The organism is Treponema primitia ZAS-2 (assembly GCF_000214375.1).
GTDB classification, from domain to species: Bacteria; Spirochaetota; Spirochaetia; order Treponematales; family Breznakiellaceae; genus Termitinema; species Termitinema primitia.
In genome coordinates this window covers 3,290,583-3,307,586 of the sequence record NC_015578.1, presented here as the reverse complement: position 1 = coordinate 3,307,586, position 17,004 = coordinate 3,290,583, and the positions used below count along the sequence as shown (strand labels likewise).

Below are 17,004 nucleotides of genomic sequence, written 5' to 3'. Positions count from 1 at the left end.
AGCTATCTATATGTACTGGCTGTCCGTTAATGGTCAGCCAGTACATAGTACACGCCGCTTTTGTGTAGACACCGAAAAATGACAAGCCGCCTCAGGGGACTCTATCCAATTCCCCAAAAACAGATAATTATATCCCCATGGCAAAGGTTAAATACGGCGTAACCCCCTGGGGCGCCTGGTTTATCGAGGTCTTAAATAGTTACGAGATGGGCGCACGGCTGGATCGTGGTAAGACCTACGCTAATACCGGGCGGGTCCTGTCCCTGGACTTTGAGGAGGGCAAGGCATCGGCCGAGGTGGAGGGGAACTACCGCCCCTTTTACCGGGTAGAGATTGTGTTCCCCGCGCTCAATGAACGGGAGCAGCTGTATCGGATGATCGAGGATGATCCCGGCCTCCTTGCCCGGATCGCCGCAGGGGAACTGCCTGAGGAATTCCTGGAAAAGCTCAAGGCCGAAGGGATCAGCCTGATCCCCAAACGCTGGCGGGACATGAAGCGGTCCTGCAGCTGCCCTGACTACGGGGACCCCTGCAAGCACATGGCGGCCCTCTACTACATCATTGCCCGTGAAGTGGACGCAGACCCCCGGCTCCTCTTTCGTCTCCGGGGCATGGACCTGGAAGCCCGGTTCGGCCAATCCGTGGCCCTGAACTTGCCCGCCCCTTTTACAGTAACCGCAGCCCTGCCGCCTAAAAAGGTGACTGACACCATTCCTACGCCTGACGTCGCTGGCACCATTCCTGCGGCCCTGTTCGCGGAGATACCCCATTGCGCGGAACTTATTGTTTCCCTTTTGCCACCCAAGCCGCCTTTTGGGGACCGGGACTTTGCCCTTAGCATGGCGGAGTTTTACCACCGGGCGGCCCGGTTTAGCCCCTGGGAAAGTGCCGATTTCATCGGTGCCGATGAAACCAGCGTCGGTGACGGCAATAATGATGGTGATACGGAGCACCGCTATTCAAGGTCCCGCTGGGCCGTGCTTTGTCCCAACCCCGGCCCGGGGGAGGATGTCTTTCTTGAGGAAACGGACATCTTGGGGAAAAAGACCCGGCATACCCTTTTCGAGGTCTGGCAGAGCTTTGATAATTTTTCTTCCGATGACGGGACTGGGGATTATACCTTTCTTTTTTACCTCTTTAGGTTTCTAGGGCAGGCGGCCCGTTCCTGCGCCTTTATTCCCTTTGTCCTCCTGAAGGATGGGATACTGCGGATCATCTGGAAGCCCTACGAAACCCTGCCCCAGATTGGTCAGGCCTTGGACGCCCTGGCTTCCCTGGAAACAGGAATGCTGTCTTTCAAGGACCATGACGAGAAATCGACGAAGCGGGGTAGGGGAGTCACTGTCGGGAAAAAGCTTGCGGTGCCGGACAAAAAAACTGCGATGGCGGACAAAGGGGAGGCCAAGGCTTCGGGCCGGAGCGTGGTGGATCTTCTCAGCTCGGCCTTCATGGGAGAATGGGTCAAGCGGAATTACTTTGCCTTTCGGGCAAGGGCTGGAAGCCGGGAATATAAGGAACTGCTGGCCCTTTTTTTCCAGGGCGCAAGCATGGGGGTTTCTTCCCCGGCCCTGCGGAGTCTCCCGGTTTCCATAGATCGGTGGCTGTCGGTGCTCCATATCGACTTTACTGCCTGGAAGTATCGGTTCACCGTGAGAGATGCCCCGCGGAAATTGATGGAAGATGCCGGATCTTCCGCAGGAAAACTATCGGGAAATTCAACAGAAGTTCTCGCCGAATCGGATACCTACACCCTTTCCATGGACGCTCTTATTGAAGGCCCCGGGGAGATTGCCAGGATACCCCTGATGAAGATCGCCTCGCTTAAAAAGCTTCCCGGGGGCATGAAAATCGATACCCTGGGGGCGCTCCGATCTCCCATGGCGCTTTCCAATTATCTCCCGGAAATACGATCCCTGTTGGTCCATAAAAAGGTTCCCCTTTCTGAAAAACGGCTGGCTGAATTTCTGGAATCTGCCTCGCCCCTGCTTACCCGGCTGGGGATTGGGGTGGACCTACCCAAGTCATTGCACCGGGAACTCAAGCCCCGACTCGTGCTCAAGGGGACGGGCAAGGACCGGGGCGGCATGGTCAGCTTCCTGGGGCTTGATTCCCTGTTGGACTGGGAATGGCAGGTAGCGGTGGGGGACAGTATCCTTTCTATTGAAGAATTTGAAAAGCTTCTGAAACAAAAGCGGGACCTGATCCGCTTCCGGGACGGCTTTGTCCGGCTCAACGCAGATGAGTTGGCGGCACTTCTTAAAAAGGCGAAGACCGGCGAACCGGGCGCCATGGATTTTCTCAAGGCCCATTTTGCCGGGGACAGTGTTCTCTCATTTGATGCAGGGGAGATCGTCAAAAAACTTTTTGAAGAACGCCGCTTTTCCCCGCCGCCTTCCTTGAAAGCAACCCTGCGGCCCTATCAGAAGCGGGGCTATAACTGGGTTTGCTCTCTCCTCCTGGCGGGTTTCGGCTGCGTTCTGGCGGATGACATGGGCCTGGGAAAAACCATCCAGGCAATATCGGTACTGCTCAGGCTCAAGGAGGACGGCCTCCTGGGGAATCGCTGCCTTATTGTGGCCCCCGCAGCATTACTGGAGAACTGGGAACAGGAGCTTTCACGGTTCGCACCATCACTGGCCGTAAGCCGCTACCACGGAACAGGCAGGAAGCTTGAAGCCGGCCGGGATGTGTTTCTCACTACCTACCAAACAGCAGCCCGGGACAGCGCAAAATTGCAGAAGGAAGTGTTTTCCCTCCTCATCGTGGACGAAGCCCATCTGATGAAGAACACCGAGACAGGCATCTCCCGGGCGGTAAAGAAACTGCGGCCTCTTTACCGGCTTGCCCTGTCCGGGACCCCGGTGGAAAACCGGCTAGAGGATCTTCGATCGCTTTTTGATTTTATACTCCCTGGCTACTTGGGAAGCCCCAAGGAATTCAAGGACCAGTACCGCTATCCGATAGAAGTTCTGCGAAACCAGGAAAAAGCCGATTCCTTGAAACGGATCACCGCGCCTTTTCTGCTGCGCCGCCTCAAGACCGACAAGACCATCATCAAGGACCTGCCGGACAAGATCGTAACCAATGAATACGCAGTTCTGGAAAAAGAACAGGCCGCCCTATACGAGGGCATGGTCAGCGAAATCATGGAGAAGTCGGCGAAGATCGATCCCAAGGAACGGCCCGCACTGGTACTGTCCCTGCTCACGGCGCTGAAACAGATCTGCGATCACCCCCGGGTCTATGACAAGGAAAGCCCCGCGGTCTCCGCCCTTTCGGGGAAGGCCCAGCTCCTCAAGGCCCTGCTGGAGGAGATCCTCGCAGGCCGGGAAAAGGCCCTAATCTTCAGCCAGTATGTGGAAACCCTGGACTGCCTTTCCCGGATCATTCTGGAAGAGCTGGGCGAGCCGGTACTGGTCTACCACGGCGGCATGACCCAGAAAGCCCGGTCCGAAACCCTGGCCAGTTTTAGTAACGATCCCGCTTCCCGGCTCCTCCTGGTAAGCCTCAAGGCCGGCGGGTTGGGGCTCAACCTCACCGCCGCAAGCCGGGTGATCCACTACGACCTCTGGTACAACCCGGCGGTGGAAAACCAGGCCACCGACCGGGCCTTCAGGATAGGCCAGAAGCGCAACGTTTTTGTGCACCGATTCATCACTAAAAACAGCTTTGAGGAAAAGATAGACGCCATGATCTCAAGCAAAAAGGAACTGGCGGATATGACCGTCTCATCCGGGGAATCCTGGCTTGCCCGGATGAGTCACCAGGAACTCAAATCCCTGTTTGAGCGCTAGGGGCCAAGCTTTCTATTCTATGCGCCGGATCCTATTTGATTTTTCAAAATATTCTTCAGCGCAGTACCGCTCCCGCAGTGGGACTGTACCAGGGGAATATTGGCTTGGGCTGCCTTGGTTCTTGCAGCCCAGGCCATATCATGGGCAACCGGATTGGTAAAAAGGACAATTAAGTCCGGATTCCCAATACGCTCAAGTAAGTGGCCTTCAAGTTTTGTAAAAACCTTTGCTTTGCAGCTATATTCTTTACATATACATTTATATCGACATTCCATGCACTCGTTTCCGCCAATTATTACTACATTCATGTTAAGCTCCCGGACTTATTAGTCATTTTTTGTCTTTTTATGATATTATATATTATTAATACCATATATTTACTATGTATTATTCAAGGCTATGTGTCAAGTAATTTATGAACAATTTGTTCCAATATGGTCTATCATCTGATCCTAGACTGGTGGGGGAGTGCCCAAATGAGCCTCCTTTGCCTATCTAGCAAGAACCTCACATAAGGAGTAGCCTTATGTAAAGGTATACATTTTGATTTCATCCATGGCTGAAAAGTGGAACAACCGGGCGATTTTCCGCCTCCTGTGGCCCCTTATTATAGAACAGATCCTCGCCGTTACCATGGGGGCGGCGGATACGGTAATGGTAAGTTCCGTGGGGGAATTTGCGGTTTCCGGGGTTAATATCGTTGATAATATCAATAATCTGCTGATTATCGTCTTTACCGCCCTTTGTACCGGGGGCTCGGTGGTGGTCAGCCAGTACATAGGCCGCCGGGACAGCCAAAACGCTGGCTCCGCGGCGAAACAGCTTGTCTATATTGTTACCGCAGCCTCCCTGGTGGTCATGGTAATAGGCATGATTTGGCGGCGGCAGATTATCACACTCCTCTACGGCAAGGTTGCGGAGGATGTGCTGAATGCGGCGGCGGTTTATTTTCTGATAACCGCCCTCTCCTATCCTGCCCTGGCGGTGTATAACGCCAACGCCGCCCTGTTCCGGGCTATGGGGAACAGCCGGGTAACCATGCGTATCGCCCTGCTGGTGAATATTCTGAATGTGGGGGGGAATGCCTTTTTTATCTTCGGCCTCCGTATCGGAGTCGTCGGGGCGGCCCTGTCCACTCTGATAAGCAGGATCGTTGCCGCTGGGGTTACCACAGTTTTGCTCGTCAGAAACCGGCAGGGCGCGGTCTCCCTGGCGGGGCTGCTTAAAATCCGGTTTATCCCTCCCATGATCCGTATCATTCTGAATGTGGGTATCCCCAGCGGCTTGGAAAATTCCATGTTCCAGCTCGGCAGGCTCCTTACCCAGCGGATCTTTACCAGCTTCGGCACCTCCGCCATGGCGGGGAATGCCATAGCCGGGGTGGTCAACTCCTTTTCGCTTATGCCCGGCATGGCCTTTGGTTTGTCCCTTATTACTATTGTTGGGCAATGTATCGGTGCCGGTGATTATGTATCCGCCAAACGGAATACTGCAAAAATAATGAAGCTCTCCTACATCACCCTTTTTATCATTAGCGGGACTATCTATATCTTCATGGAAAACATGGTGAGCCTATTTAATTTGAGCCCGGAGGCCCACGAATTGGCAAAAACATTCCTGCGAGTGCACTGTATTTCCATGGCCATAGGCTGGCCCATGAGTTTCGGCCTGCCCAACGCGCTGCGGGCTGCCGGGGATGCCCGGTTTGTGATGATCGTGGCGGTCATTTCCATGTGGACCGTCCGGGTCAGCGCCGCCTACCTCCTGTCCTATACCTTTGGTATAGGGCCCTTGGGGGTGTGGCTCGCCATGGGGGGCGACTTTATCGTCCGGGGCAGTTTTTATCTGACCCGCTGGGTTCGGGGTACCTGGGAGAAAAAGACGGTTATTGAAGGATAGGGATATTTTTCTGAAAAAAATACCCAGGATTTATTGAAAAAGATGGAGCATGGTACTATATTTCTTAAAAGTATTTGTTATGAGGGGTATGTACCCGAGCATAACACTATTAAAAACATCTGTGCTGCTAGCCTGGTATTATAAAAAAGGAGAACCTATGAAAGGAAAAAAATTTTTATCATGTGTCATGGACAGAGGGCCGAAAGCTAGTGTGATTCTGGCTATTTTTGGCATAGTTTTCGCCGCAGGGGCTCTTATTTCCTGCGAAACTGGTTTGGGCCCAGCAGTCGATTTTCCTAATGAGCTAATAACAATGACAGAAACTGTCATAGTTACGAAACCCGGGGAAATTATCTACGTCACGCCGGACCCGGAGGATAACGGCAAACTAACGATCGAAAACGACACCGAAGGTCAAACCATCCATTTTATCCGGATCAAATACCCCGATGGGACCTATAAGGTCATCCCCGCAGATGTTGGGACCGGGGACAATAAAGAACTATCCCTGCCCGCCGGAAACTATGAGGTGTCCATCAGTGAAGATGGGATCTATTATTCAAGTGTAGAGCCTGTTTCGGTTGAACCCGGTTCGGTTGAACCGGATGGTAAAATCCTGGATACGGGTACTAAATTCCAGCCCCCCTTGTGGTGGAAGACCGGCGGACATAACGATCCGAATTTTCCTGACGAGCCCGGCTATGACCCGGAGTACCCGGAATGGAATCCAAATAACCCAAATAACCCTGAATCCGGTGACCTTACTACCCCGGGAACCGATACCGATGGTACTACTCCCAATGCTTTACCGGGCTGGGGGCATCTGAAAATTACCAATAACAGCAACTACCCGGTTGACATAATAAAAGTAACCTACCTCGCCTGGCCTGATGGTTCTACCAAAGATTTACCTGCAATCAGTTCCGAGAACCCCACAAACGAACTGACCTTTACGCTGGATCCGGCGCTTAAACCACCGGCGACTGCGGGGGGAGTAGGAGATTCTATTACATTAGCCCTTCATGCTGGAAAATATAAAGTTGAGTTAGGCTATAAGGGGGGTAATAAAACCCCTGCATGGCTTGGGCAAAGTGAAAAAATTGTAAAAGAAGGCGAAACAGCCACTATAGAATTGCAATCTGACGGCGGCAATAGCGGCGGCGGGACTACCCCTCCAACCGACACAAAAGGCTCCTATTACATAGTTGTCAAAAATCAATACAAAGACACAATTGTTAATGCAATCAACGTATATCAAATGCCTGAAAGCGCCCCCGGCGGTACTACCACACTGGCCCCGAATCCCACAGGGATAGTAGTAATTACGCCGCCCCTTTACTTTGGGGATATCTACTATTACAAAGTCCCCACCACCGGTAAATACAAGGTACGGATGGGGTTCTACGATCCATCATTGCCACCGGGGCCAGGCAATCCGTTCTGGTACAACGCTCCCAGTGATGACGACGACCCGGATCATCCGGCCGATTGGACGGAACCCACGGATGAGATTACTGTGGGGACTGATCCCAATTTTGGTGAAACAAACAAGGATAAATCCACGGATTATTCCGGGGCCAATAATAACCCCGGCAAGACCGGAGACACCCAGTCCGGCGCCTCCTATTATATAGCTGTCAGAAATGATTACACGAACACAAACATTAATGTAATTAACGTGTACCAAGTACCCGGCAGCGCCCAGACCGCCATGGAGCCAAACCCCAGCGGCCTGGTATTTATCAATCCTCCCCTTGCCCCCGGCCAAACTTATTACTACCAGGTCCCTTCGCGGGGAACCTATAAGGTGCGTATGGGGTACTATGATCCAACAAAGCCAATAGGGCCGGGTAATCCTTTGTGGTTCAATGCCTCTAACGATGATGAGGATCCTGGGAACCCGACTAATTGGGATACCGAGCCTAAAAATACCGTTGTTATCGGTACAACCCCGCCGTTTGGTGAAACAACTATAAAAGACGAACCGAAGAATAACACGGACGATCCCAACAACAAAGGCAAGATAACAGGGCCTGTAATTGCTCCGCATCAATGGGCGTATTTAAAGGTAGTGAATACGGGCAAAAATAAAATCTATGCGGTGTTAGCCACCAATCGTTCATCGGATGATACGCTTCATCCGGCTGATGCTGCCCATGAGAATAAGCCCTGGTTTGACTACGGCGGGGACGCGACGCGCCTCGGCGGGTTGTCGGACATGACAAAATCCGCTGTGCGCAACAAGCTCCACAATTCTACCCCGTACCTTGCGACCAACGAGGAAACCGATGAAATGGAAGTCCCACCCGGTGAAATGTATGTCCATATTTATCGCAGCAACAATAGCAGTTCGACAGTTTATCATGAGTCCATAAAGATAAATACCTACATCGATGTTTTGACCATCGTCAGACTTAAGGATACAACTTGGGAGTCATATCCGGAGTACACCACGCCGACGGCACTGCGGGATATCACGGCCTCCGTGGGTTCGGTAACTATCATTAACCGTGAAAGCACAAAGGGCCATATCCCGATTCAAGAGATACTTATCTCAAATTACGCCGAAGCTGAAAAAGTTGTTGCTTTAACCGACGTTAATTCAGGGCTTTATACTGCATACATCGACTGGAAAGCAGGCTATGTGCCGAACACCGATCAAATTGAACTGGCAGCAGGAACAGCAATCCCATCAAACAAAAAAACTTCATCATCACGATCCGGCAAAATACCGAATGTCCTTTCGATGAACCAATACGTACCGCCGCAGTCTTCTACTAATGCGGGTACACTGGAGAATTGGCATGATGGCACTACGTTTGGGGTACCGCAAAATAGTTCGATAACTTTTAACTTAAAACCGGGGCTCTACCGTGTTGCTGTCCGTACAACCAGGGATGACCATTGGTACGGGGGAAAGACACTGTACTTCTGGAAAGCCGTTCATATTCGGGAGGGTGTGTCTACGGTATTCACCTTTGATGGCTATCACCTTGAACCCTAGCCTGTTGAAGGAACTCTAGATTGACCCCAAAGGCCCTGGCTCATACCAGGGCCTTTTTTTAAACCCCCAGGTGTTAAATGCGGTATACCCCATTCACATTTGCCTGTTTTTGGTATATACTAAGCGATAATGAACAAGTTAAGCGTAAAGACATTCCAGGTTGAGCAGAAGGTGGTATATCCCAGCCAGGGGGTTGGGGTTATCCGTTCAATCGAGGAAAAAGATTTTAAGACCGAAAAAATCCCCTACTATGTTATATACCTGGAAGTGTCCGATATGACCATCATGGTTCCGGTGGACAAAGCGGAGCGGCTGGGGATTCGGGCGATTGTGCCTAAGGAAGAGGCTCAGAAGGCCCTGGAGTTGATCAGCGAGGATTACGAGCCTATTCCTTCGGACTGGAAACTCCGGTATCAGATGAACCTGGACCTTCTCAAGAAGGGCAGCGTCATGGATATCGCCTCCATAGTCCGATCCCTCTATCACCGGAGCAAGGTCAAGGAGCTGCCTATCCTGGAGCGGAAACTCTACGATTCGGCGCTGAAACTGCTGGAAGACGAGGTTGCCTACTCCCTCCGCAAGCCTAAGGATGAGGTGGAATCCATGATTTTTGCCCGCCTGGAATCCAAATAACCGTTTGCCATGGATACCGCCATTGCTGCGGTCATCACCGCTGCCGGGTCTTCCAGCCGCATGGGCGGGGGGCTCAAGAAAGAGTACCGCCCCCTGGGTCCCGGCTTTACCGATGATGCGGGGAAGCCGCTGACTGTTCTGGGGGCGGCGGTGGGGGCCTTTGCGGCTATTGCGCGTATCGGGCTTATCGTTATTACTGTGCCGGGGGAACACCCCGGAAAGCTTCCGGCAAGCGCCGAAACCGGGGAGGCTGCCGCCCGCGCGGCCCTGCCTGCCGGCCTCCTGGCGCCGGGGGGGCGGCTGCGGATATTCTTTGTGCCCGGGGGGTCCACCCGGCGCGCTTCGGTACACCACGCCCTGGCCTTGATTGAAGCCTGGAACCCGGCTTTCGTGCTGATCCACGATGGGGGCCGGCCCTGGGTGGATGCGGCCCTTATAAATCGCACCATTGATGCGGCGATGCAGCGCCGGGCGGCGGTCCCCCTGCTTCCCCTGACCGAAACTCCCAAGGAATTTGATGAATCAGGTGTTGTGACCCGCCACCTCAGGCGTTCTTCCGTGGGGGCCGCCCAGACGCCCCAGGGCTTCGCCTTCCCGGAGATACTGCGGGCCCACGAACAGGCGGCGGAGCGGGAGTTGCGGGAACACTACGAATACACCGATGATGCGGAAGTCTGGGGGGAATTTATCGGCCCTGTAGCGGTGGTGGAAGGTTCAGTCGAGAACAAAAAGATTACCTTTCCGGAGGACCTCCATGCTTAGAATTGGTGTGGGCAAGGATTTGCACAAACTGGTTGCCGGGAGGCGCTTCCTCCTGGGGGGAGTGGAGCTTCCCTCGGATCTGGGGGAGTTGGGGCATTCTGACGGGGATGTGCTGGCCCATGCGGTGATTGACGCCCTGCTGGGGGCCTCAGCCCTGGGGGATATCGGGGAACTGTTTCCCCCTTCAGAAACAAAATGGAAGGACGCGGATTCTATTGCCTTGTTGCAAGCGGCCTGGGAACTGGTGCGGGGTGCGGGGTGGCAGTTGGTGAACCTGGACTGCGTGGTGAGCGCGGAAAGGCAAAAGGTCCTGCCCTGGCGCGAACAGATACGGGAGTCCCTGGCAAAGGCATTGGGGGTTTCTGCTGAATTAGTTTTTGTGAAGGGGAAAACCGGCGAGGGTTTGGGACCCATTGGCGAGGGGCTGGCGGTGGAAGCCCTGGCAGTATGTCTTTTGGAACGGTAAGGCGGCGTATATGGGGACCGTGAATAAAAAAGGGAAGGCCGGCGGAACCAAGCCGGACTGGGACGCAATCGTGAAAGCCCTGGAAAAGTGGAGGAAGGACGCACAACTGGGGGAGCTGCCGGTGGAAAGCGTTGGCCGGGAACATACCGCAGGCACAAGCGGTGCAAAGCCGGGAAAAGGCCGGCAGACTGCGCCTGCACAGGGTGACCCCTCAGTGACCACCGTGGCGGAACGGTACCGGCGCAATCCCTGGGCAGTACTGGCATCAACGATACTGAGCCTGCGTACCAAGGACGAGGTGACACTAAGCCGGTCACAGGCGCTGCTGGAAAAGGCCCCTACCCCAGAGGCGCTCCTGGGCCTTACAACTGAAAAAATTGAAAAGCTTATTTACCCGGTGGGCTTCTACCATACCAAGGCGCAAAATCTGCAAAAAATAGCCGCCATTCTTATGGAAAGCTATAAGGGGCAGGTTCCGGCGGACATGGAACTTCTCCTGGCCCTGCCCGGGGTAGGCAGGAAAACTGCCAACCTGGTCCTGACCGAGGCCTTTGACATGGATGGGATCTGCGTGGATGTGCACGTGCACAGAATTAGTAACCGCCTGGGGGTTCTGGAATCGAAGAACCCGGAAGGAACAGAAATGATACTCCGGGAAATACTACCGAAAAAATACTGGAAGCGGATAAATATACTGTTGGTGTTATACGGCCAGCGGGTTTGCAGGCCCATAAGCCCCTTTTGCTCCCGGTGCGTGATGCCCGGGCTTTGCAGGCGGGTGGGGGTTACCACGGAGCGGTAGGGACTCAGACCCCCCGGTTCCCCATTTCCAGGATCAGCTCCACTTCACCCACCGCAAGTTTCATCGTATTGGCAATCTCCTCGACCGACCAGCCCTGCTGCTTCAGCCGGATTACCGTTTCCCGTGAGCCTATGGGGGGGGCGCCCCGTTCTTTCCGTCTCTTGCCCGGCTCCTCGTCTTTGAGCAGGGCGGCCATGAACTTAAACTGTTCCTGGGCGCTCTTGTTGATTTCCTGAAACCGGGTCTCCGCTTTGGCCAGGGATTCCCGGACGGTTTGTAGTTTTTCCATGCGGCTTTCCACGGCGCTCAGGAGTTCGTCCAGAGAGGAAATTTTTTCCGCAGCTTCCTTAGCTTTGCTGTTCTCTGCGACAAGTTTTTCTATGGAGGATCGGAGGGAGGCTTCCTCTTCGGTAAGCCGCTGCATGTCCAGGTTCACCCGCTGCACCGTCTTTTCTGCTTCCTGCAGGGCCCTGAAGTTCTGATCAATACCCGAATTGGTTTCTTCCAGGGTCTGGTTTTTCTTTTCTATGCGCTGGTACTTTTCCTCAGTATCGCTGAGGGCATCTTCCAGGCGGCGTATCTGCACCTGGACAGCCTGGAGGGTGTCGTCGGTGGCGGAAACCTGGGCGAGTTTTTCTTTTACCGACTGGGAGGTCTGAAGCAGGCGGTTGAAGTCCGCCTCCATAAGTTCGATGCGGCGTTTTTCGGACTGGAAGTTTACCATCTTGGCGTCCACATCTTCTTCTAGGCGTTTTATCTTGACAAATTTGATCTCCAGCTCCGCAGCTTCGGCCCGGCGCTGTTCAAGGCCGCTCATATCACTGCGCATATCTTCGATTTTCCGTTCCAAATCGGTTTTTAGCTGATCCGCCTGTTCAAAGAGTTTGGTCTGGGCCTGGAATTCCTTGATCCGCCGGTCAGCGTCCTTGATAGCTGCATCCAACACCTTTACCTGCTCGCCGGTATGGGTAAAGGCTTCGCTCCGCTGGGTGGCGGCTTCTTCCCGGATGTTTTCAATAGCTGTGCGAACCGTTGCAATGCGCTCATCGTTTTCGGTCCCAAGGTCCCGGACTTTGCGGCGGTATTCGTCCACCGAAACGTCCAGGTCCCGCATCTGGCCGGCGAACTTGCCCTGCCATTCGTCGATGTTCCGCCGGGATTCGTCCAGGAGTTCCCCGAATTCGCCGCTGCGGAATTCCACCTGGGCGGAAATCTTCCGGAGATCCTCCTCGATTTCCCGCTGGTACTGCTTAAGGGTTTCCGCCATGGAAAGGGAGAAGCGGCCGAGCTCCGCCTTGACCGAGGATTCGGCGCTCAGGCGGGCATCATCCAGGTTCCGATCAAGCTGATCCTTCAGGGTCCCCAGGGTTTCATCCGCTTGGGCTAACTGGTTTCGTATCCCCTCTTCAAAGGCCCCCGCTTCGGCCTTAAGGTGCTCAAGCTCGGATACCATCCGAGCGTCCTCGTCGGCAAAGCGGCGCTGGAGTTCGTCCTCGAAATTCTGCTCCAGTTTGCGCCGACCCTCCCGGGATTCTTCGGCAAGCCCGGTCAGTTCTGAGTCCAGGCTATCCTTCCACTTGCCGAGCCGGGTGTCGAATTCATCCCGGCGGCGGAACAGGTCTGCGGCAAATTCGTCCTCAAAGGTCTTGAGTTTGTCCGATACCCGGTCGTAGGCATCCGCCTTGAGAGCGGTCAGTTCCTTTTCAAGCCCCGCGACTTCCGCCCTGAGCGCGTCCATTCCCGAAGCAAATTCCGCAGCTGCCGCATTCCGGGTACCGGCAAAATCCCGCTCAAAGAGGGCAAAGTCAGAGCGCACCCGGTTTTCTGTTTCCTGCATATACCGGCGCAGTTCCGCATCCAGCTTGGCCCCGTCCTCAGACAGGGAACCCAGGCGCTCAAATTCCCGGGCCTGGGCCGCCCGGTATTCACCGAGCTTGGCGTCCGCCGTTTCCAGGGCCTTTTGCCCTGCATCCTCGATGGTTTTGGACAGCCGCTCCTTCATGAGGGTAACCGCATTGGCGGTCTGCCCGTCCAGTTCCCGCAGCCTGGCCTCAAGCTCTGCCACGGTCCGGGCGGTATTAGCTTCCAGGGCGGCCACCGAGGCCGTTACATTTCGTACTTCTGTGCTACTCTGTTCAACCAGGTTCTTCCAGTCATCCCGGCTATCTTGGATTTGGCTGTTCAGATCCTGGATATCCCGTTTCCATTCTTCTTTATTGTTTTTCTGCTGACCGTCCATCACCGCAAAGTCAGCCTTCCACTCTTCCTTGATGGTCTTCGCCAGATCCTGTATGTCCGTGAGCCGGGCCTTGGAACTTTCCTGGTAGACCTTGAGTTTTTCTTCCACCACGGTCTGGAAACGCTGAACCCGCTCCATGGCCTGTTCCCGAAGCTTAACCAGGGCGGCCTCTTCCATCTTGTCCGCCCGAAGCCCCGCCTGCTCCACCGCCTCACGCAGGGTTTTTTCCACGGTCTCCATATCCCGCGCAAGGTTTTCGGTCCGGGACTTTTCTACCCTGTTCACCGCCTCCCGGTGATCATCCACCTGGCGTTCTACGGTTTCCGCCGCAGCTCTGAGATCCGCCACCGTGGACCGGACTTCTCCCAACATGGACTCGGCGGCCCTTTCCAGGGAAGCGGCGTTCTCCTGCTCAAAATGCCGGCCCAGGTCTGCCAGGCCCTTTTCCACCAGGGTGAGCTTTTCCTTGGCCTCCGAGACCCGTTTCCCCACCCCCTCCACAAAGGAGGATTCATCCCGTATGCGGTTCAAATTTTCCTGCACCCGGACGGTCATGCGGACCAGTTCGCCCAGGGTGGAATCGTAGGTTTTGATTTTTTCATCCAGGTTCGCCACCGCCGTAGCTTTGGCTCCCAGATCCTCGTCGGTCACCTGGAGCCGGTGCATCAGCTCCTTGGCGGACTTGAGATGCACATCCAGTTCTACCCCGTAGTCCCGGACAGCGGCTTCCTTCTGGGCTACAAAACCGTCCAGGTCTTCTTTGAGGTGCTCCCCATACTTGCGCATCTTGTCCAGGGAACGGTTGTTCCTGTCAACTTGACGAAACAGGATAAGGGCGATGACAACTATACCCAGGGTTAAAAGATTTCCAACCGTAAAAATCATTGCTATTAGCCTAACACAAAACTGCGTAATTGGCGATAGTCGGAAAAAACAAAATCCGCTTTACTTCGGTTAAGCAGGGATTTCAGGGGATTGGTGGCGATTAGGGCGGCCTTCATGCCCGCCTGTTTAGAGCCCACAATATCGTAGGGAACGCTGTTGCCCACGTAAAGTATCTGTTCCGGGGGTAGGTTCATCTGCCGGGCCAGTTCAAGGAAGGGCGTTTGGTCAGGCTTGAGCCGGTTGGTATGTTCGGAGCAGATCACCGCGTCCCAGAAGGAGTCCAGCCCGAGGTATTCCAGTTTAAGCACCGGGGGAAAATCCGAAAGCAGCCCCAGGGTAAGGCCCGACTCCTTAAAAACGCCCAGGGTTTCCCGGACATGGGGATAGAGCTTGACCTTTTTAAAAAGAGGTTCCCAGCCCCGGTAAATGATCCGCTCAGTCCGCTCCCTGATAGCCATCCAGTCCTGCTTCAGCCGGTCGCCCATCAGGCGGGCCTGGAGATCGTAAAATTCACCCTCCCGGAATTCCGCCCGCAGGGCGTTTCTGGCCTTGCCAAAGGCCCAGAGGTACCTGTATTCCTTCAAAATAAAGGGGAGGAGACGGACATAAAACCGATAATTCGGGTAAAACGTTCCGTCCAAATCAAAGGCAACCCCGTGGATTTTACTCATACTATCTTTATACTATGGATCAAAGGCGCTTTCTACGGGTATGCGGACTAAATTGACCGAGTAATAGCTGGGGTACCGGGTTTTGAAATTATTGAAGCTGGTTTCCTCGGCGCTTTCAAACACCGCGACCCGGAAATTGCCGTATTCGTTAAAGTAGGGGATCAGCACCGCCACATGGAAATGCTGGCGCATCCGGGGTGCCGGGTCCATTTCAGCACTCACCGAGGCAAGGTAGATGCGTCCCGGCTCGTTTATGGCCAGGGTATAGAGCAAGGGCTGGAGCCCGTCAATGCCGAACCCCGCATCCGGAAGGTAGCCCGGATAGGTGCGGACCACCGACCCCTGTTTTTCTCGGCGTATCACCGAAGAGAAGGGGGCGTCCTGCACCTCAATTTCCGGCAGTTCCCCAAAGGCCGGGTCCAGAAGTGCCCGCCCCGCAGCGGAAGCCAGGTTCCGGGTCCAGTCAAGACCGAAGAAAGGGTCCCGCAGCGCCTCGTAGGGCTCGGTAAAGCTGGACCCTCGTTTCCCGAAAGGCGCCTTCAGGGGGGCAATGGAAAGCCGCTCCCCCGTAAGGGGCCTGAGCAGGCCGTCCACCACCCATTTTGCAAACCCGGAACAATTAAGCCCTGCCTCTCCGTCCTGGGCTTTCAGGTCATTGATGAAAACGTATTGCCCCTGATCATCCAGGGCGCCATCGTCCCGGAAGCTCAGCTCAGGGATGTGCTCCCGGAGTTCATTGATAAAGGTCCTGATATCCCGGTAGGCCCCCAGTTGGGGCTCAAAGTAGCGCCGGGGAAATTTGTCCTTTGCCAGACCCAGGACCTCCTCCAGGGGCAGCACGTAGAGCCGCTCAAAGGGAAGCGCCAGGGGCAGGGAATCCACTATATAAGAATTGTAGACCACCACATCCATGACGCACTTATCCGCGGAAAAGGGCCTGAACTGGACGTAGGTATTGAAATCGCTCTGGGGGAACACCCGTATCCGCAAGCTGCGGCCATCGTCCCGTCGGCGGGTCAGCACCCAGGACCCCTGGGCCCACCCGGTAAAGGCGCCGTTCTGTTCCCGGGCCAGGATGACCATGAACTCTTCCCCCACCGCTTCGGTCCGTACTTCCACCCGCCCGCCTCCGGGCAATTCCCGAATCTGCCGCCGCCGGTTAAGCACCACCGAGGGCGCCTCGGTAAACCAGGCATCTGCCAGGGATATGCGCAGGGAGGAATCGTCGGGGATACGGTTCACCGGCAGATCCAGGGCCGAAAGGGCTGCCTGAATGCCCAGAAAGATGAGGAAGGGGATAAATGGGCGGACGAGCCTGGAACTATACATATACTCTATAACTATCGGTGAATTTCAGGGAAGAGTGAAGGGGTGGGGCAATACAGGAATTCTAAATTCAAGCACCGAGAGTGACTTACTCCATCCCCGGTGTCTGCCGCTCCTGCTTCTTCTGCCCGTGGAGATGCTTTGATTGCAGCCGCTGTTCCCGGCTGGCTCGGGTGGGTTTGGTGGGGCGTCGGCGTTTGGGGAGCTGGGCACCATTAGTTACCAGCATTTCCAGCCGGGCATAGGCTCGCTCCAGGTTGGTATGCTGGGACCGTTCCTCGCTGGCGGCGATGACGATTTCCTCCCCGCCATCTCCGGCGGAAATTCTGGACCCCAGGGTTTCCCGCAGGCGGTTCAGCTCCGGCTCGGAAATCCCCGCTAAATCCCTCAAGGCCAGGCGCAGGGTAACCTTGGTGTTCACCTTGTTGACATTCTGCCCACCGGGACCACCGGAGCGGGAGAAGCTTGCCTGGGCGGCGAGACGGATTGTTTGGCGCAGAATGGATTGGTTCATGGTTTACGA

General features: G+C 54.8%; 12 protein-coding genes. 7 read left to right on the top strand and 5 right to left on the bottom strand.

Going from position 1 to position 17,004, the window contains the following annotated elements; all coding sequences use genetic code 11:
• Nucleotides 1–137: 137 nt before the first annotated feature.
• Nucleotides 138–3,794: an SNF2-related protein gene (locus tag TREPR_RS17960; RefSeq protein WP_015709045.1), complete on the top strand. Its 3,657-nt coding sequence runs from the start codon at nucleotides 138–140 to the stop codon at nucleotides 3,792–3,794.
• Between the two features lie 17 nt (nucleotides 3,795–3,811).
• Here TREPR_RS17960 and TREPR_RS14255 read toward each other — a convergent pair whose 3' ends face one another.
• Nucleotides 3,812–4,102: a DUF2325 domain-containing protein gene (locus TREPR_RS14255; RefSeq protein WP_041611225.1), complete on the bottom strand. Its 291-nt coding sequence runs from the start codon at nucleotides 4,100–4,102 to the stop codon at nucleotides 3,812–3,814.
• A gap of 247 nt (nucleotides 4,103–4,349) precedes the next feature.
• Between TREPR_RS14255 and TREPR_RS14250 the strand changes: the two genes are divergently transcribed.
• From TREPR_RS14250 to TREPR_RS14225, 6 genes are all read left to right on the top strand, one after another.
• Nucleotides 4,350–5,693, top strand: a complete 1,344-nt coding sequence (locus TREPR_RS14250) for an MATE family efflux transporter (RefSeq protein ID WP_041611713.1) — start codon at nucleotides 4,350–4,352, stop codon at nucleotides 5,691–5,693.
• A gap of 313 nt (nucleotides 5,694–6,006) precedes the next feature.
• Nucleotides 6,007–8,697: a hypothetical protein gene (locus TREPR_RS14245; protein ID WP_148257326.1), complete on the top strand. Its 2,691-nt coding sequence runs from the start codon at nucleotides 6,007–6,009 to the stop codon at nucleotides 8,695–8,697.
• A 129-nt stretch (nucleotides 8,698–8,826) separates the two neighbouring features.
• A complete protein-coding gene (locus TREPR_RS14240) occupies nucleotides 8,827–9,330 on the top strand; it encodes a CarD family transcriptional regulator (RefSeq protein ID WP_015709041.1) in 504 nt (167 codons plus the stop codon).
• Nucleotides 9,331–9,339: 9 nt separating this feature from the next.
• The gene (locus TREPR_RS14235; protein WP_041611224.1) at nucleotides 9,340–10,092 is read left to right on the top strand and encodes an IspD/TarI family cytidylyltransferase; all 753 of its coding nucleotides are present in this window, start codon (nucleotides 9,340–9,342) and stop codon (nucleotides 10,090–10,092) included.
• Entirely contained in the window at nucleotides 10,085–10,558 is a 474-nt protein-coding gene (gene ispF, locus TREPR_RS14230) for a 2-C-methyl-D-erythritol 2,4-cyclodiphosphate synthase (protein WP_015709040.1), read from the top strand. Before TREPR_RS14235 ends, ispF begins: the two co-directional genes overlap by 8 nt.
• A 10-nt stretch (nucleotides 10,559–10,568) precedes the next feature.
• A complete protein-coding gene (locus TREPR_RS14225; protein ID WP_015709039.1) occupies nucleotides 10,569–11,360 on the top strand; it encodes an endonuclease III domain-containing protein in 792 nt (263 codons plus the stop codon).
• 4 nt (nucleotides 11,361–11,364) lie between these two features.
• Here TREPR_RS14225 and TREPR_RS14220 read toward each other — a convergent pair whose 3' ends face one another.
• From TREPR_RS14220 to arfB, 4 genes are all read right to left on the bottom strand, one after another.
• On the bottom strand, nucleotides 11,365–14,484 hold the full coding sequence (locus TREPR_RS14220; RefSeq protein ID WP_015709038.1) for a SpiroCoCo family coiled-coil protein: 3,120 nt from the start codon (nucleotides 14,482–14,484) through the stop codon (nucleotides 11,365–11,367).
• A gap of 5 nt (nucleotides 14,485–14,489) precedes the next feature.
• Nucleotides 14,490–15,155: an HAD family hydrolase gene (locus TREPR_RS14215; RefSeq protein ID WP_015709037.1), complete on the bottom strand. Its 666-nt coding sequence runs from the start codon at nucleotides 15,153–15,155 to the stop codon at nucleotides 14,490–14,492.
• Nucleotides 15,156–15,167: 12 nt separating this feature from the next.
• On the bottom strand, nucleotides 15,168–16,484 hold the full coding sequence (locus TREPR_RS14210) for a hypothetical protein (protein ID WP_015709036.1): 1,317 nt from the start codon (nucleotides 16,482–16,484) through the stop codon (nucleotides 15,168–15,170).
• 85 nt (nucleotides 16,485–16,569) lie between these two features.
• Entirely contained in the window at nucleotides 16,570–16,995 is a 426-nt protein-coding gene (gene arfB / locus TREPR_RS14205; RefSeq protein ID WP_015709035.1) for an alternative ribosome rescue aminoacyl-tRNA hydrolase ArfB, read from the bottom strand.
• Nucleotides 16,996–17,004 lie beyond the last annotated feature (9 nt).

What these genes read in the sequence shown, in the direction of transcription:
- TREPR_RS14235 (WP_041611224.1), top strand. Translation starts at nt 9,340, where the DNA reads ATGGATACCGCCATTGCTGCGGTCATCACCGCTGCCGGGTCTTCCAGC.
- TREPR_RS14215 (WP_015709037.1), bottom strand. Translation starts at nt 15,155, where the DNA reads ATGAGTAAAATCCACGGGGTTGCCTTTGATTTGGACGGAACGTTTTAC.
- TREPR_RS14255 (WP_041611225.1), bottom strand. Translation starts at nt 4,102, where the DNA reads ATGAATGTAGTAATAATTGGCGGAAACGAGTGCATGGAATGTCGATAT.
- TREPR_RS14225 (WP_015709039.1), top strand. Translation starts at nt 10,569, where the DNA reads ATGGGGACCGTGAATAAAAAAGGGAAGGCCGGCGGAACCAAGCCGGAC.
- TREPR_RS14250 (WP_041611713.1), top strand. Translation starts at nt 4,350, where the DNA reads ATGGCTGAAAAGTGGAACAACCGGGCGATTTTCCGCCTCCTGTGGCCC.
- TREPR_RS17960 (WP_015709045.1), top strand. Translation starts at nt 138, where the DNA reads ATGGCAAAGGTTAAATACGGCGTAACCCCCTGGGGCGCCTGGTTTATC.
- arfB (WP_015709035.1), bottom strand. Translation starts at nt 16,995, where the DNA reads ATGAACCAATCCATTCTGCGCCAAACAATCCGTCTCGCCGCCCAGGCA.
- TREPR_RS14245 (WP_148257326.1), top strand. Translation starts at nt 6,007, where the DNA reads ATGACAGAAACTGTCATAGTTACGAAACCCGGGGAAATTATCTACGTC.
- TREPR_RS14210 (WP_015709036.1), bottom strand. Translation starts at nt 16,484, where the DNA reads ATGTATAGTTCCAGGCTCGTCCGCCCATTTATCCCCTTCCTCATCTTT.
- TREPR_RS14240 (WP_015709041.1), top strand. Translation starts at nt 8,827, where the DNA reads ATGAACAAGTTAAGCGTAAAGACATTCCAGGTTGAGCAGAAGGTGGTA.
- ispF (WP_015709040.1), top strand. Translation starts at nt 10,085, where the DNA reads ATGCTTAGAATTGGTGTGGGCAAGGATTTGCACAAACTGGTTGCCGGG.
- TREPR_RS14220 (WP_015709038.1), bottom strand. Translation starts at nt 14,484, where the DNA reads ATGATTTTTACGGTTGGAAATCTTTTAACCCTGGGTATAGTTGTCATC.